At 54.6% G+C, this 15,909-nt stretch carries 16 protein-coding genes and 1 tRNA gene; 15 read left to right on the top strand and 2 right to left on the bottom strand.

All coding sequences use genetic code 11. The features are described 5' to 3' along the window. Positions 1-88 precede the first annotated feature (88 nt). The 13 genes from ACVWZU_RS06060 (at position 89) to ACVWZU_RS06000 (ending at position 11,752) form a co-directional block, all read left to right on the top strand. Entirely contained in the window at positions 89-1,003 is a 915-nt protein-coding gene (locus ACVWZU_RS06060) for a hypothetical protein (protein WP_457443882.1), read from the top strand. A gap of 144 nt (positions 1,004-1,147) precedes the next feature. Then, positions 1,148-2,341: an RNA-guided endonuclease InsQ/TnpB family protein gene (locus ACVWZU_RS06055; protein WP_457443919.1), complete on the top strand. Its 1,194-nt coding sequence runs from the start codon at positions 1,148-1,150 to the stop codon at positions 2,339-2,341. A gap of 349 nt (positions 2,342-2,690) precedes the next feature. Then, a complete protein-coding gene (locus ACVWZU_RS06050) occupies positions 2,691-3,692 on the top strand; it encodes a zinc-dependent alcohol dehydrogenase family protein (protein WP_414349833.1) in 1,002 nt (333 codons plus the stop codon). Positions 3,693-3,725: 33 nt separating this feature from the next. Beyond that, a complete protein-coding gene (locus ACVWZU_RS06045) occupies positions 3,726-4,295 on the top strand; it encodes a hypothetical protein (RefSeq protein WP_457443880.1) in 570 nt (189 codons plus the stop codon). Between the two features lie 75 nt (positions 4,296-4,370). Beyond that, positions 4,371-5,966 (top strand): bifunctional aminoglycoside phosphotransferase/ATP-binding protein, encoded by a 1,596-nt coding sequence (locus ACVWZU_RS06040; RefSeq protein ID WP_457443917.1) that lies wholly within the window; start codon positions 4,371-4,373, stop codon positions 5,964-5,966. 317 nt (positions 5,967-6,283) lie between these two features. Next, positions 6,284-6,937 (top strand): Crp/Fnr family transcriptional regulator, encoded by a 654-nt coding sequence (locus ACVWZU_RS06035; protein WP_414332238.1) that lies wholly within the window; start codon positions 6,284-6,286, stop codon positions 6,935-6,937. A 59-nt stretch (positions 6,938-6,996) separates the two neighbouring features. Continuing rightward, positions 6,997-7,069 (top strand) — tRNA-Phe (locus ACVWZU_RS06030). A 204-nt stretch (positions 7,070-7,273) separates the two neighbouring features. After that, positions 7,274-9,808 (top strand): dynamin-like GTPase family protein, encoded by a 2,535-nt coding sequence (locus tag ACVWZU_RS06025; RefSeq protein ID WP_011434199.1) that lies wholly within the window; start codon positions 7,274-7,276, stop codon positions 9,806-9,808. Between the two features lie 47 nt (positions 9,809-9,855). Continuing rightward, entirely contained in the window at positions 9,856-10,266 is a 411-nt protein-coding gene (locus tag ACVWZU_RS06020; protein ID WP_457443878.1) for a KGK domain-containing protein, read from the top strand. Further along, the gene (locus ACVWZU_RS06015; protein WP_457443876.1) at positions 10,241-10,669 is read left to right on the top strand and encodes a KGK domain-containing protein; all 429 of its coding nucleotides are present in this window, start codon (positions 10,241-10,243) and stop codon (positions 10,667-10,669) included. The genes ACVWZU_RS06020 and ACVWZU_RS06015 overlap by 26 nt, the downstream gene beginning before the upstream one ends. 27 nt (positions 10,670-10,696) lie before the next feature. Further along, entirely contained in the window at positions 10,697-11,062 is a 366-nt protein-coding gene (locus ACVWZU_RS06010; RefSeq protein ID WP_414522636.1) for a KGK domain-containing protein, read from the top strand. Positions 11,063-11,072: 10 nt separating this feature from the next. Further along, positions 11,073-11,495, top strand: a complete 423-nt coding sequence (locus ACVWZU_RS06005; RefSeq protein ID WP_457443874.1) for a KGK domain-containing protein — start codon at positions 11,073-11,075, stop codon at positions 11,493-11,495. Between the two features lie 2 nt (positions 11,496-11,497). Beyond that, the gene (locus ACVWZU_RS06000) at positions 11,498-11,752 is read left to right on the top strand and encodes an HNH endonuclease (RefSeq protein WP_011430012.1); all 255 of its coding nucleotides are present in this window, start codon (positions 11,498-11,500) and stop codon (positions 11,750-11,752) included. 65 nt (positions 11,753-11,817) lie between these two features. Here the strand turns inward: ACVWZU_RS06000 and ygfZ are convergent, their stop codons facing one another. After that, positions 11,818-12,810, bottom strand: coding sequence for a CAF17-like 4Fe-4S cluster assembly/insertion protein YgfZ (ygfZ, locus tag ACVWZU_RS05995; RefSeq protein ID WP_457443872.1), 993 nt, complete (start codon positions 12,808-12,810; stop codon positions 11,818-11,820). Positions 12,811-12,904: 94 nt separating this feature from the next. Between ygfZ and ACVWZU_RS05990 the strand changes: the two genes are divergently transcribed. Then, the gene (locus tag ACVWZU_RS05990) at positions 12,905-14,440 is read left to right on the top strand and encodes a hypothetical protein (RefSeq protein ID WP_457443870.1); all 1,536 of its coding nucleotides are present in this window, start codon (positions 12,905-12,907) and stop codon (positions 14,438-14,440) included. Positions 14,441-14,741: 301 nt separating this feature from the next. Continuing rightward, positions 14,742-14,936, top strand: a complete 195-nt coding sequence (locus ACVWZU_RS05985; protein WP_011434196.1) for a hypothetical protein — start codon at positions 14,742-14,744, stop codon at positions 14,934-14,936. Here ACVWZU_RS05985 and ACVWZU_RS05980 read toward each other — a convergent pair. After that, entirely contained in the window at positions 14,933-15,883 is a 951-nt protein-coding gene (locus tag ACVWZU_RS05980) for an AEC family transporter (protein WP_457443868.1), read from the bottom strand. The two genes, ACVWZU_RS05985 and ACVWZU_RS05980, sit on opposite strands and share 4 nt — an antisense overlap. Positions 15,884-15,909: the final 26 nt, after the last annotated feature.

The raw sequence follows: 15,909 nt of genomic DNA, 5'->3' as shown, positions 1-15,909 counted from the left end.
TGTATCAAATGCCTCCTTCTCCAGGCTTGGCCAATAGAATGAACAGCATAAAATAGACACGGCACCCCCACCTGGACTCTATAACCCTATGGATCATCCTGATTCTGTGGCTCGGCGCTACATGAAACTGTGCGAGGCCTATCTCTCTCTCAACGAAGCCTTCGACAAATTGGATCAGTCCCACAGCCGCCTACAGCGCCACTTCAAACGACTCCTTGGCTATTTCAGTGCTGCCCAACAAGCTCTGGTTCAACTGCCGCTCTTGCAACAGCGGATTGAGCAGAGCGACCGCTGGATGAACTCCTTGCGAGAAGAACTGCAAGCCAAAGAAGCCCGGCTTGGCGAGCTAATCGCCAACTACGATCAAGTCTGTGGCGAGCTGGACTCCACCAAAGCAGAACTGTTGGGCGCTCAAGCGCTGATTGAGAAACTGGAAGCCGAAAATGCTCAGGTTTTGGAACGCTTGAGTCGGCTCACCAACATGGAAGAGGAAATGGCAAACTTGGCGGAACAGCTAGCCCAAGCGAACGAAGCTCGTCAGCAGATGGAGGCTCGAAATCGCGAGCTGGAGCGAGCTTTGGGAGACCGGGATCAGCACATTTACAGCCTGCAAGAGCGATTGGCACAATTGGAGCAAGAGATGGCCTTCCTGAAAGCTCAGCGGGATGAGGCCCAGCAAGCTGCACAACTGGCTGTATCTCGCGCTGAGCAGGCGGAAGCTAGGCTGAAGGTGCAAACCGAACAAGTTCAGACTTTGCAAAATAAGCTCCATCAAGCCGAGGAGCAGCTGGCCATGGTAACCCTGAACGAGCTGGAGCTCCTGCTCAGCCATAACTCGATGAACCTCTTGCGAGAAGCGGGGCAGGCTGCAGAAGTAGATGCCCAGGTGCTGGCAACCGTACCGACCTCTCTGGCCGAGGCGGAACACATTCTGCTGGAGATCGACCAGTTCATTCAGTTCATTTTGGCCTGCTCGGAGCCCATGAAGTCGCAGGCTGCGTGACATACTCCCGACGCTGTAGCTAGCTTCCCGCAGGGTTGCTACGCACACAGCGCGGGCTTCTCAGCTAGAAATCGCAGGAGCCCCGCACTGTACCCGTAGGGTCAGTGCCGGGAGGAATGCGCTTTGATGAAGTACAATGAACTTATGAGCCAAGTCCTGACCATATCCTGTAAGCTCAAGGCGTTCCCGTCACAAGCCGCCAAATTGGACGCGACGATGGATGTCTTTGTGCAGGCATTGAACTGGGTCAACCAGAACACCCCGGAGAAGATCGTCAACGCGGTCAAACTGCAATCCCTTTGCTACTACGAGATTCGAGCCCGGTTCGGCTTGTCCAGTAACTTGGCCCAACAGATCTGCAGACGGGTGGCCGGCGCTCGCAAAGTGGCGAGACAGCGCAACCGTCCGGTTAAAGAGTTCAAGCGTAGGTTCGCTACCTACGACGCACGTATCTTTTCATTCCGCGAGAAAGACTGGACGGTGTCGCTGACCACGGTGGAAGGGAGAGAACGCTTTGAACTGGCCATTGGCAACTACCAGCGTGGGATGCTGGCTGGTTCTAACCCCAAATCGGCCACCCTAGTCCAGCGGAAGGACGGCTCCTACTACATCCAGATTTGCGTAGAGAAAAACCCGCCCAAGCAACAAGATACCGACAGGGTGATCGGGGTGGACTTTGGAAGGACAGATATTGCCCATACGTCAGAGGGGGACAACTGGAATGGACAGCAGTTGAACAGAGTCCGAGACCACTACTCCCGGTTGAGGGCGGTACTCCAACGCAAAGCCAGTAAGGGCACACGCAGTTCGCGGCGCAGATGCAGAGAACTGTTGCAACGGCTGTCTGGCAAGGAGAGACGCTTTCAAGTGTGGGTCAATCATCGCATCTCCAAAGCTATTGTCTCTAGGGCAAAGGCGACAAATAGCGCTCTTGCTCTGGAAGACTTGACAGGGATTCGGGAAAGGGTCAATCAACAGCCACGCAGCAAGACAGAGCGTAGGCGGGCAAATAGTTGGGCGTTTTATCAACTCCGTCAATTTTTGGAGTACAAGGCTCTGCGTGCGGGGGTTGCTCTGATTCTGGTGCCGCCTGCCTACACGTCGCAGACCTGCCACCGGTGTTTGCACATTCATCCCGACCCTGCGCAATCCTATCGCAGTGGGAAGCAGTTTAAGTGTGGGCACTGTGGATGGGAAGGGGATGCGGATTTGAATGGTGCGAATGTGATTGCGCTTTTGGGGGCTGCTGTAAACCAGCCTAGAGGTTCGTGGTTGGCTTGCCAACTGCAGGGCTACCGAAAGCCTGCTCTGTACTGCGAAGCAGTCAGGGTCGGGTAGTTTACACATTTCCTGAGCTTAAGGACTACGTCCCGCTGACGCGAAAAGGACGGGATGCCCCACCGCCCTGTAGAGTAGTGTGTAGTGACTAGTCACTAGCCACTAGTCTTTTTATTGCTTCATGGAGTGGGGTGACGGCTTCGGTTTTGCGTGGGTATGTTGACCCTGCGCATACAGCGCGGGGCTTCTCGGCGGTTTAGCTAAAATAGGCTAGAGAGCAGCTGCAAGACTCCGCAGGGTTGCAAAGCAACACCCCAATGGGGAGATGCCCATCTTCTCATCACCAGAACAAACTCTACCCTGCATCCTTTGAGCGGGCCAACCCAACTGAAGCTGACAACTTGAGCGCATGAAAGCCGTAGTCATGAGTGTGCCCGGCGGGCCAGAGGTTCTGCAGCTCCGAGAAGTACCTGAGCCCCAAATTCGCGGCGAGCGGGAGCTGCGCATCCGTCTGAGGGCAGCCGGCGTCAACCCCATCGACACCAAACTGCGGCAACGGGGCACCTTCTATCCAGAGGAGATGCCCGCCATTTTGGGGTGTGACGGTGCCGGCGTTGTGGAAGCCGTGGGATCCGGAGTTAGGCACTTTACAGTGGGAGACGAGGTGTACTTCTGCCACGGGGGTCTGGGCAGGCAGGCGGGGAATTACGCCGAGCTGATCGTGGTGGACGAGCGTTTTGTGGCTCCCAAGCCCAGAACTCTGAGCTTTGCGGAGGCTGCTGCTGCCCCGCTGGTGCTGATCACCGCCTGGGAAGCGCTGTACGACCGGGGACGTCTCCAGGCCGGCCAAAGTGTGCTCATCCACGGGGGAGCGGGTGGAGTTGGCCATGTGGCCATCCAACTGGCCCGTCTACGGGGATCCAAAGTGGCCACCACCGTGAGCACCCCGGAAAAGGCAGAGTTTGTCCGTTCCCTAGGCGCCGGCTTGCCCATCTTCTACCGGCAGACAGACTTTGTGCGCGCCGTTTTGGACTGGACAGGGGGAGAGGGGGTGGATCTTGCCCTAGATACCTTGGGCGGCAAGCTATTGGAGCAGACCTTCCCCGCAGTGCGCGTGTACGGAGATATCGTCACCCTGCTGGCCCCGGCCCCAGAGATCGACTGGCGGGTGGCTCGCGACCGCAACTTGCGGGTGGGATTTGAGCTGATGCTCACCCCGATGCTGAAAAGCCTGACCAACGCCCAACAAAATCAGGCGGAAATCCTCAGGCAATGTGCCCGCCTCATCGACCAAGGCCAACTGCGGATCCAGCTCAGCCACACCTTTCCTCTGGCCGAAGCGGCTGCCGCCCACCGGTTGCTGGAGCAGGGATCCGTTCTGGGCAAAATTGCCTTAACCATCCCCGAGTAGGCATGCTGGAGAAAGCCCGTTGAGGATCTGCCCATGGTTGCTCCTCTCACCCCCCACCTGCTGGAGAACGAGAGCTTCTACGAAAATGCCCTCTGCTGGCTAGGGCGACCCCAGACGGCCTATCGACTGTTGAGCGAAGCAGTTTTTCCTGCCATCTCCTCTTGGGTGCGGGGGGAGGTAGATAGCCACTCTTTTAACCACTGGCAACTGGAGGATGTGCGCACCTTTCTGTATCCGGTGGTGGCTCTGGGGGATCAAGAAACCCTTGTTCTCTCCAGTGAAGCCCTGCTCCTCTGCGGCATCGGCAACTATTACAACCCCTGTGACTTGGCCATTGTGGTGTTTGTGCAGCAGCCCCAAGAGCTGTTCAGCCAACTGATGCAGCGCATTCGCCGGGCCGAAGCCACTATCAGCCGCGGGCCAGACGTGCGCATGCTCTCGGAACAGGTAAACCTGGCCAAGCGCGGACAAGACTACATCAACACCAAATATCTGGTCTGGCCCTACGCCCTTTCCAGCGCTGCTCAAGATACGCTAATTCAGCAGGAGATCAGCCTCATCCGTCTTTCCCCCCAAGAAGCCGCCTTGCCCTTTAAGGAATAGGTGGAGGACAATCTGCTCTGTCGGCGGAAGATAGGGATCCCCGTCCAAGCCCTTTTTCCATCTCTATCGTTTTTCATGGTCGATACCCACCTGCCCCCCTTGATCCAAGCGATGCTGGATCCCGCCTTCTACCCTCATCCGGTACAGGATCCCATTCGGCTTATTCAAACCCACATTTCCTATATTCTGCTGACAGGCGACTATGCCTATAAAGTGAAAAAGCCTTTAGACTTTGGCTTTTTGAACTTCACCACCCTGGAGAGGCGGCGCCACTTTTGCCAAGAAGAGCTGCGCATGAACCAGCGCGGTGCTCCCGGCCTTTATCTGCAAGTGTTGCCCATTGTCCAGACCGATGGCCGATTTCAGTTCAACAGCAGCGGCGAGCCCATAGAATACGCTCTGCAAATGCGGCAATTTCCCCAAGAGCAACTGTTCAGCAACCTGTTTGAGCGGGGAGAGCTAACGCCGTCCTTGATGGAGGAGCTGGGGCGGGTGGTGGCGACGTTTCATGCCCAAACCGAGACCAACGACTACATCCGCAGCTTTGGCCGGCCAGAACGGGTGCGAGAAGCCTTTGACGAGAATTACGCCCAAACCCAGCGCTACGTCGGCGGCCCACAAACAGCTCAGCAATATCGAGAAACCCAAGCCTACACCGATCGCTTTTTTGCTGAGCGGCAGGAGCTGTTTCAACAAAGAATAGAACAAAACCGCATTCGTGAATGCCACGGAGACCTGCACCTAGGCAACATCTGTTTTTGGGAAGGGAAGATCCTGCTTTTTGATTGCATCGAGTTCAACGAAGCCTTCCGCTTTGTGGATGTCATGTACGACGTATCCTATGGGGTGATGGATCTGGATGCCCGCCATCGCCCCGATCTGGGAAACGCCTATTTGAACACCTACCTGGAAGAAACCGGAGATTGGGAAGGGTTGAAGATCTTGCCTATTTACCTCAATCGGCAGGCCTACGTGCGGGCCAAGGTCACCTCTTTTTTGCTGGAGGATCCCACTGCAGCAGAGGAAGCCAAGGCCACAGCCTTTAGCACCGCCGCCCGCTATTACCGTCTTGCCTGGGAATACACCCTCCCCAAGCGGGGGCAGTTGTTCCTGATGTCGGGATTGTCGGGATCCGGCAAAAGCACGGTAGCCCGCCACTTGGCCCGTCAGCGGGGAGCCATTCACATTCGCTCCGATGCGGTGCGCAAGCATTTGGCCGGGATCCCTCTGCGGCAACGGGGGGGGCCGGAGGTTTATACCCCGGAGATGACCGATAAAACCTACCGCCGCTTGGTGCAGTTGGGAGTAGAGCTGGCCCAGGAAGGCTACACCGTGATTCTGGACGCCAAGTTTGACCGGCAAGCCCTGCGGGGGATGGCCATTGATCAGGCCCAACGCCAAGGGATCCCACTGCGCATCCTCCACTGCTACGCCCCTGAACCTGTTTTGCGGGAGCGCCTGCAACGCCGCAGCCCAGCTCCTCAACCCCTCTTGGCCCCAGCCGGCTGCATCGATGGAGATCAGCAGCACTCTGCCGACATTGCTGATGCCACCGCCGAGATGCTCTCCCAACAGCAGGCCCACTGGCAGGATTTTTCCGATTCGGAACGGCCTTTTTTAAAGGTTTTGGATACCAGCCAAGATTGGCCATCTCAACTTCAGCAGGTCTAGATCTCGACTCAAACTGCACAAACTCGAGAAAATTGCTATCAGCAAGATGGATTTTGCCGTTTCTGGGCTAGAGGATGGCAGCAGCTTTTTTGGGCAGGGATCCCTTTCCAAAGTAGAGGTCAAAATTGGGTCTAAAGCTCTGTCCTATTGGTACGCAGTTCGCCTCGGCGGGCCATAGACCTGAGAGAGACGGTAGGCTGAGGGGCATGTTGACGTGTCTGTGCAGGCCCACCCTTTTCCCATCCCACTCGACCAGAACTGACCACGTGCAGGAGGATCCCACGGTGAGCGATGTAACTCCAGATGACCTACGCCTGATGCTCCTGTTTGAGGGCTTTCCTCCTGAGAGGCTAGAGCCTCTGGCCGGGCAAATGTCGTTGCGCTCCCACCCAGTCAATCAGGCCATCTTGTTACAAAATGACTGGGGTAACGCCGTTTATTTCATCCTGGAAGGGTGGGTCAAGATTCGCACCCATGATCTCGAAGGCCGGGAGATCACCCTCACCATTCTTGGTCCAGGGGAAATCTTCGGGGAAATGGCTGCTTTGGATGAAGCACCTCGCTCTACCGACGTTGTAGCCCTAACCGCCACCAAAGTCGGTTGTCTGTCGGCCCAGCACTTTCTGGCTTTTTTGGCTTCTGATCCTCAGGCCGGCATCCGCCTTGCTCAGCTCATGTCGCGCCGCTTACGGCAGATCAACCGTCGTCTGCAGTTGCGCGAGGCCAGTAGTACGGCCCGTGTTGCCGATATCCTGCTGTTTTTGGCCGAATCCCGTGGCCGGGTTAGCCGGAGTGGTGTAGAGATCCCCAACTTGCCCCATCGGGAGCTGAGCAGCCTAAGTGGCCTAGCCCGGGAAACGGTCACTCGCGTCCTGTCCAAGCTGGAGCAAGAGGAGCTGATCCGCCGGGATCGCAACCGAGATGTTCTCTGCATCCCCCAGATGGAGGCTTTGGAGAAATTGATTGGCTAAATTGGGGGCGCCACCAGTTGTCAAAACCCCCCTCGACATCGTAAGATAGTAGGTCCAGAGCCGGGATAGCTCAGTTGGTAGAGCAGAGGACTGAAAATCCTCGTGTCACCAGTTCAAGTCTGGTTCCTGGCATCTGGTATGAGTATGCTGAGGCGGGCTTGGGTCAACGACCTAAGCCTTTTTGCTATGTCGGTCTGGGGAGTTCTGCTCTTCTCTCTTCACGTGTATGCACATATAGCCACACAGCTCCGGGACTGAAGAAAATTGTTGTAGGAATCCTCACCTCAAGCATAGGCAAGTTATAATCCCGGCAGCCTCTGTGGAGATTGCTCTCTTATGTCTGTAAAGCTCCTGCCTCAGTGTGAGAACTTGAAAGAGCAGGTTGAAGCTATCCTGCAACTCTGGCATCAGGATTCCACTTTTTCAGGCAAGCAAGATACCACTCGGATTCAAGCTTCCCTCAGCAAAGCTATTTCTCCAACCTTCGAGATTGTCTTTGCCGGTGCTTTCAGTGCCGGCAAGTCTATGCTAATCAATGCCCTCTTAGAAAGAGAGCTTCTCTACAGCGCCGAAGGGCACGCCACAGGGACAGAGTGCTACATCGCCTACGCAGAGCCAAATGCGGAGAGGGTAGTGCTCACTTTTCTTAGCGAGCAGGAAGTGCAAGAACAGATGACCGCCTTCTGCGCTTTCCTAAACTTGGCTCCGTCACTCAGCAGGCTGGAAGACACTGCACTGAATCCCCTGAAGGAGCGTGCTGAGGCTATTATTCAGCAGGAGGGAGGCAAAAGCAAGTCAGAGCGGGCGAAGCAGGCGGATGCACTTCGCTTGTTGATTACAGGTTTCCAGCAGAACCGGGACAAAATTCACCCTACCGAGAACAAAGTTTTCTCAATGGAGCAGCTCAACTTCGGCAACCTAAGAGAAGCTGCGGGTTTTGCCCGGCGCGGCGCCAATAGCGCAGTTTTGCGAAAGGTGGAATACTATTGCCACCACCCCTTGCTGGAAGATGGAAACGTTATTGTCGATACTCCTGGGATCGATGCTCCAGTCAAAGCGGATGCAGAGCGCACCTATCGAAAAATTGCCGATCCGGATACGTCCGCAGTTGTTTGCGTTCTCAAGTGTGCTGCAACGGGTGAGCTGACCAAGGAAGAGACAGAACTTATTGAACACATTCAAGGTAATGACAGCATCAGGGATCGCGTCTTCTATGTGTTTAACCGGATTGATGAGACTTGGTACAACGCACAACTAAAGCATAGACTAGAAAACATTATCGACCAGCAGTTTCGTCAACTCCGCGTATTTAAGACAAGCGGCCTTCTCGGCTTCTATGGTTCCCAGATCAAGGCAACTACCCCCGAGGATCGATTTGGACTGGATACAATCTTTTCAGAAAGCATCAAAGAATTGGGTGGTGAGGAAGAAACGCCCCAGTTTGTCAGCGAGTTTAATAAGTACTGCACGTCAGGTAGGTTGGTTGGATCCCCGTTCCGCCCTTCTGTACATGGGTACGACACACCCATAAATAACTACGTTCGGATTCTGAGGGAGTGGGGAAAACCTTTGATTGAGTATATGATTAAAGATAGCGGTATTGAAGACTTTCGGGCTGGGATTACTCGTTATTTAACGGAAGAAAAGCGGCCACAGCTATTTTCCGCGCTGGCCGATGATTTGCAACCTCTCTGCATCGAGATGAGGAAGTCCTATCTAGATCTCTACCGAGACATTGATAGCCAGCCCAAAGAGATTGACAGCATGATTTCCTATGAGCTGACGCTGATCAATCAGCAGCTAGCCAGTATCGGCCGAGAGTTTGACGAGCATATCCAGACAGTAGTCAATAAAGTTATTAACGGAGAAAACAAAGAATTTGAGAACGATTTCCGTAAATTGCAGGCTAGGATGGTACGGAGGCTAGATGAGCTTTTGGATACTTTTTCGTTGGACAATGTTTACAGTCAAGCCGTTCGCATTCGTCCCCGCAACTCCACAGCTCCATTCTTAGCTGTATTGGTCGAAGCCTTTTATTATTTGTCCAACCATCTAGAGGACATCCTGGTAGAATCAGCCAGCACGCTTGTAGAGAACTTCTTTCGTCGCCTTGTTGATGAAGTTCGCAGCTCGAGCTACTACAGGCAGTTGTTTCGCCTACTGGGATCCGATGGGGACTTGGAGAAAAAGCTTCTTTTGGTTAAGGAGGTAACTTTGAGTTCTCTTGTCAATGGTGCCCGAAAAGAGTGCGACCGCTACCTCAGAGAAAGTCCCCGCTTCTACGACGAAGGAACATTCTCGATCTACCAGTTTCGAGAAGTCCTAAAACAAACCAGCCAATCATACGACATCTCTGCTATTCGCGACGCAGAGCCTGGAATCCGACAATTACTCAAGCTTGACTTTGAGCCGAAAATTAACCAGACAGTGCGTTCTAGCTTCCGACAAGAGACCAACAATACTCTAAAAACTCAGCTATTGCCGGTTGCCAAGCAAGTAGCCGATGAGATTTTGCAAAAGTACCCAGAAGCAAAGCAGTTCATGGAAGCAACTCTCAGAAAAGAGGCTGAAGAGAAAATTGCGCTTAACCAACAGCGGCTGAAAGAACTGGAGGCAAGCATAGACAAGTACAACCAAGCTGTTTCTGGGATCAACCTCTGCTTGCAAGCTTTGGGCCTCAATCGTGAGATGCTGCCCTTGATTACTCGTCCTGAACCTTCCTCTGTTGGTGAGTCAGTTCAGATTTTGGCAAGTCTTCCTGAACAGCAAGTAGGTGACAGCAATGCAAGCGAAGCAGTCGCTCTTGGTCGTTCTACACCCATAGACGAGAGTTTTCCAGAGTTGGATAGCATTCTCGATGATCTGAGATAGAGCGGCTTGTCTTTGTTTTTGGCCTTTCACTTGATCCAGATAAAGTCATGGGATCCAAATCGATACCTCTACAGCAGCACCCAGAAGGGATCCTCTCTGTAAGGGAGAAAACTTTCAAGGTTGCCAACTTGGTCAAAGCGGCCCAAGAGGACTTGACCAAGAAAGAAGAGCTGCATCGCTTGTTCATTGCTGCCTTGAGATCCTCAGGGATCCTGCCGCCGGAAGACTTGCTCAACATTGCCAGTAGCCTTCTTGCTCCCAAGCCAGAAGAAAAATTGTTGCAAGAAGCGAAGTGGTTTGGGCAGGGACTTGCTTGTCAGCTCTTGGTGCCGGGCAAGAAAGATTGGGAAAAAGGCAGAGTCAGATTGCGGATCATTGTAGAGTTTGAGCCAGAGGATACAGTCTCAGAGAGCAGCAGCGGATCCCCTCTGGATGACCTTCGCGAAAGTGAGAGCTAGCCTAAGCCAGAGAGACATAGAGGGGGTTGGGCAAGTGTCAAGTAATGATCAATCTCAGGAGTGCTTTGTTGAGCTAGATATTTTCCAAAATACTGTCATTGATATAGGAGGACGCCTAATCTACTCGCAAGAGTTTGCTCAGGTGTACTCAGAGATTGTTTATGAGAGTATCAGATCCTACTTATCCAGCAAACTTAGCGAAAAGGGAGTCTCGATTCTATGGAGCAACTTGAACGGAATAACTAACGTGAAAGGAATTCCTGCTAAACTCTTACGTCCTGGCTCACCGTGGATTGCTGGTAGAGTTAGGATGAGACTAGTGGTTGAGTTTGAGCCAGAAGAAACGGGATCAGGGAGCAGTAGATCGCCTTTGGATGACATTCGGGGAGGTGTCAGTCAGTAAAGTCTGTTAGCAATAGGAGACAATGCCGTGGTCGATCCGATAGTTTTTAGGTCAGATGATAGGGAAACTGTTGTTGAGATTGGTGATCAAGTTTACCTTCCAAGTAGCTTGCATAGTGCAATTATTAATTACCTTCTTTCAGATATTTTCCAGACAAACGGTTACCTTCAATCAAGAAAGGTTTATGCGGACATTAGAATGCTCGTGGATGGAATAGAATCTAGAGTCTTACAGCCCAGAAAGTCGTGGATCTCTGGCAAGATATCAGTCAAAGTTTATCTCGAGTTTGTTCCTGATGACCCATATAGAGATTCTGGAGATAGCGCTCCCAGAAAACTAGAGGATTCTATACTGGATGATTTACGGGCTGTTCAAGTTGTCTCTATGTCTTGAGGTCGATAAGATGACAAAAACATCCATTAATCTTAGCCAACTGCGAGACGGAGTTATCACTTTTATCAACGAGAACAATAAGCAGGAAGTCTACATGATTTCCAAGCTTTGCGATTCTATCAATTCTTATTTCCTGAGGTTTGACCAAATGGGAAGAGGACTAGACAGTTACTTGAGTTCGTGTGAGATACAGATAGAAACAGGTATTCCCTATGAAGATCAGGTTCATTTTTTCCATAAAGGAGTTCCATGCTCGATTCTTTCTCCTAAAACTAACGGTTGGCAGACCGGTAGAGTAAAAGTAAGAGTAGAAGTTACGATTGACTTTTATCCTGACAATCCTGAATTTCTGATAAAAGAACCCGACCAAGAGATATTAGAACCTCTAGATGAAAAGTCTCCACTGGACGATCTTCGCAGTATGGATGAATAACGATGAAAGAAAGAAAATCCGGCGAAAGGATTCTAATTCCAGCAGCCGTGCGGGAGTATGTTTTCCAAAGAGACGGCTTCCGTTGTCGCGGTTGCGGAAAGTCGCCCCCAGAGGTTCAGCTTCAGATCGATCACATCATCCCCATTGCCCAAGGGGGCAGCAACGACATCAGCAATCTGCAAACGTTGTGCAAAACCTGTAACCGACGCAAAAAGGATCGACGGGATCCCCGCTTTCGCCGCCACTTTGACTGGTGAGTTGCGGTGTTTCGCCTAAGCTTCTCCCTCTAGAAAAGAGAGGAGAGAGGTCTGCAAAAACAACCTCAGACAATAGGCGGAAAGCTCAAAAACGGCATTCGAGTCAGGACTCCCGGCACCGAGCCGACTTCTACTTGTAGACCTTCGGCGGGCTCAAACTTGGTGCGCACGTATCCCAATCCCAGGTACCCTTGCGAAGTCAAGCCCGCGCTGGTCAGTAAACCAATCTTTTCCCCCTGCCGCAAAATCTCTGTGCCGGGCTGAGCCTCTCCTTGAAGGCGGATCCCCCACAGGGTTTGCCGAATGCGCCGGTAGGTTACCTGCTTGGCCAAGACTTCCTGGCCAACGTAGCAACCTTTGTCAAGGGAAATAGCCTGCCACAGGCCGGCTTCTAGGGGGTTGTAGTCTGAGGTCAGCTCTCGGTCGGCGGCGGGGCGACCCGCTTCTAGGCGGAGGACTTCCCACAGCTCAGGTGGGGCCAGCTTGGCTCCGGCTTGGAGCAAGCATTCTTCAAGAGCGACTTTCTGGTCAATGGTGCCCCAGAGGGTAAACCCCGGCTGGGCAAGACCCGTGCCACAAGCCAGATGGACAGGGATCCCCTGGATCTCCACGGGGCGGTGCTCATGGGGCCCGGTCGGGATCTCTTCTGAGCTCACCACTTTCTCCAGGAGAGCCTGACTCTGGGATCCGAGCAATCCAAAACCAAAGGTCTGATCTGTCTCATCTTTCAACTGTGCTCCCCGCACCAAAGGCAGCATGCGCCCCAAACTCTGCATCAGCAGGCTGCGCCGCTGGGGTGAAGTCCAGATCCAGCAGTCTTCTTCTCCCACGTACACCGTTGCCAAATCCAGGATGCCGGCGGTGGGGGTCACGAAAACCGTGTCGGCCCCCTGCCCTGGCTTGAGGGCCTTCAGATTTTGGGTGCTTCGGTTGTGCAGATAGTCCAAGCCTGGGGATCCCTTCATGCGCAAGCGGCCCCACCCGGAGCGGTCTAGAAGCAGGGATCCCGTCTGTGCAACGGGTTGGCCCTCTGTGGAAACAGCAGCTAGAAGAGACATCGCTCACCCCAGAGATGGGATTTGGTTTTCTTCTCTACCCTAGAATAGGCTAGTTCACCCTACCGTCTGTGGCAGACCCCCGGCGTACTGAACTGTGATTGAGGTTGAAGTCCACCAACAGTTGCGGCAGCTTTTGCGGCAGTCTCCCGAAGCCCTGTGGCCCCACCAGTTGACGATGGCTCGCATGGTGGCGCGAGGGTTGCGGTTGGGTCGCAGCACCTTGATCCAGGTGCCTGCTGGGGGTCAGCACCGCCTCAGTTACCTGCTGCCGGCCCTGATGTGGCCCAACCCCACCTTGCTCTGCGCTACAGCTCCTGTGCAGGCGCAAATTTTGGGGGAAGAGATCCCCTGGCTACAGCACACCCTGCAGTTGCATAAGCCCGTCCTGCAAAAAGACCGTTGGCCGGATCCCGATTTCCAGGGGTTGCTGTTGGTGGATCCCCTGGATTGGCTGCAAGCTCGCTTGAGAAAGGGATCCTCGCAAGTGCCGACAGGGATCCCTTTGATCCTGGATGGAGCCGAAGACCTGGAAGATTGGGCCTACCAGGCGCTAACGGTGACCCTGGAAGCCAGCCATTGGCAACAGCTCCGGCAAATCTTCCCTGCCGAGGCGGAGCAGCTCTCCCAGGTTCAGGTCAATTTGTCCCTGCAGCTTTTGCGGCGGCCTCTTTCCCGCTGTCTGCTTCATGCGGATGAACAGGTTCACCTGGATGCTGTGCTGTCTTTGGTGACAGGCTACCCCGGCTGGCTGCCGGATCCCTGGGATCAAATCCGCCGGCGGCTCAGCTCTGAGGGGGATCCCGTCTCCAAATGGATTTGGTGGGCCGAAACCGACCGAGAAACCGGTCGCCTCACCCTTCACCACAGCCCGGCGGCTCTGCACGATTGGCTGGCCCCCATTTGGGCCACACAGCCGGTGGTGATTATCGGGGAAGCGCTGGATCTGGATCGCCAGGCGGAAACCTACCGGCGACGGTTGGGCTTGCCGGATCTAACGCCGCTGCGGTTTGCTTCAGGGGAGAGCTGGCCACGTTCCGGCGGGGCGGAGCTTTCCCTGTATTTGCCGCGCCTGCCCTTGCCCAATAGCCCTCTATTCCGGGATCACCTGCTGCAAGAGCTGAAAAAGCTGATCCCTCAGGCGCAGGGCTTCGTGGTGGTGTTGGTGTCGGATCAACCTCTGCAGGCACAGGTGGGGGCGGCTTTGGCTGCCGAATTCGGCTCGCGGGTGCGGGTAAACAGCCCGTTCCCCGGCGAAAAGGGCATTTTGGTCTGCGACTGGCCCTACTGGCTACACCACAAGGCCGGCTTGCCTCGCCCGGAACTGATGGTGATCACCACTTTGCCCTTCCCTTCTGTGGAAGACCCAAGGGTGGCCGGACGGGTGCAATATCTGCAACGCACCCAGCAGGACTGGTTTCGTCAGTACCTTTTGCCGGTGGCTGCTGCCCAGTTGCAACGGGCCGTCGCGCCTCTGCGGCAAGGCTCTGATTCGGGAGAAGACCCCAGCTCCCCCACTCGATGGGTGGCTATTTTGGATAGCCGCATTATCGTCCGCAGCTACGGCGTCTCTCTTCTCAATGCCTTGGGGCCAACTTTACGGGTCGAGCAGCGCAGCCAATTGTTCGTTTAGGGATCCCTGGGCCTCTTGCTCGAGTTGATGGGATGTATGGTCATTTTAAACAGGAATGAAACATTTCTGTCCAGCTCCTCTCTCCCTCTGGGAGAAGGTCTGGGGGTGGCCGCGGAAGCAGCGCGGAACGCCTGGGGAGTGTCTCAATCTAGTTTGGAATGACTATATTGAGGATTTTTTGGCTTGAGCGACTGAGAGAAGGCTTGCTCAGCATAGAGGGGAGATTTGTATCCTAGAGAGCCAAAGTCAACTGGGATCCAAGCTATTCTGAGGGTGAATCACTCCTACTCACCTTCTTCTCATGATCAGTCCTGCTCTCAGCTCCGATACAGCACTGCGCACGCAAGCAGTTTGGAAGCCATTGCGGCAGGCCATTGTGGAAAGCTCGGGTTTTCGGGGATGGCTCCAGGGCCGGGAGTTGCCCACTCAGGAAGCAGAGCTGGATCAACTGGTGCATAGCTACCTCGAGCAAACCTTGTCTCACCTGGCCTATTAGGATCCCCAGAGTCCCAGCCAGAGGGGCAAGGTCAGCAAGGCGGCTAAGTACCCCACGGCCAAGGCAGTTACGGTAATTTCCCGATCCAAGTCGTATTCTTCCGTGAGCACCAGGGTGGCGATGGCGGGGGGCATACCGCTCTGCAGGACCAGCACCAGCTTGGCCAGAGGCGGGTAGGGGGTGAAGGCAAGGCCGATTCCCACCAAGAGCGGCACAATCACAATTTTGATCAAGAGGGCCACTCCGGCGGCAAGAAAGGATCCCCAGCGCTTCACCTGGGCCAGCCGCATCCCCAAAATCATCAAACTGAGCGGGATCATGCTCCAAGCAAAAGCCGCCAACGCTTGAGAGAGCCAACCCGGCAGAGGTTCGCGGGTCAGCAGTAGGCCCATAGCAAAAGACCAAAGAGCAGGGGTGCGCAGAATGTGGAGGCCCACCTGCCAAGGCTGAGCATGGGAACTGCCGTGGCGGCTGGCCACCCACACGCCAAACCCGTAGGCCATGAACAGAGTGCCCAGCAGATCATAGAACAGGGCCCAGCCAAAGTAAGCCCTTCCGGCCACAGCCAGACAGATGGGATAGCCCAAATACCCGGTGTTCCCCAGGGTGGCGGTCAGGTGAAAGCTGCCCTGCTGTGCGCTGCTCCAACAGTTGGGGACATCCCCCACACCACGGTGCTGCCACCACAGCCAAGCGCTGGTCAAGGCAAACCCCAGCCCCACCGACAGCCAGCAGATCAGGGGAGCAATCCAGATTTGACCCGACAGATCCACTCCCTGCATAAACCCAACAATGCTGAGGGGCACTCCCACCCAAAACATGAATCGCCCCAAGGCGTGGGGATCCAGCCAACGATTCCAGCCGCCGGGCAGCCCCTTCTGGAGAGCAAACCCCAGCAGCGTCCAGCCCAGCAAGGGAGGATAAACCTGAAAAAGGGTGTTGAGCACGCTCAAGAGGGAGAGGGAAGGGATCC

Source organism: Thermostichus sp. MS-CIW-26, assembly GCF_054059115.1.
This window is presented reverse-complemented; position numbering and strand designations above follow the sequence as displayed.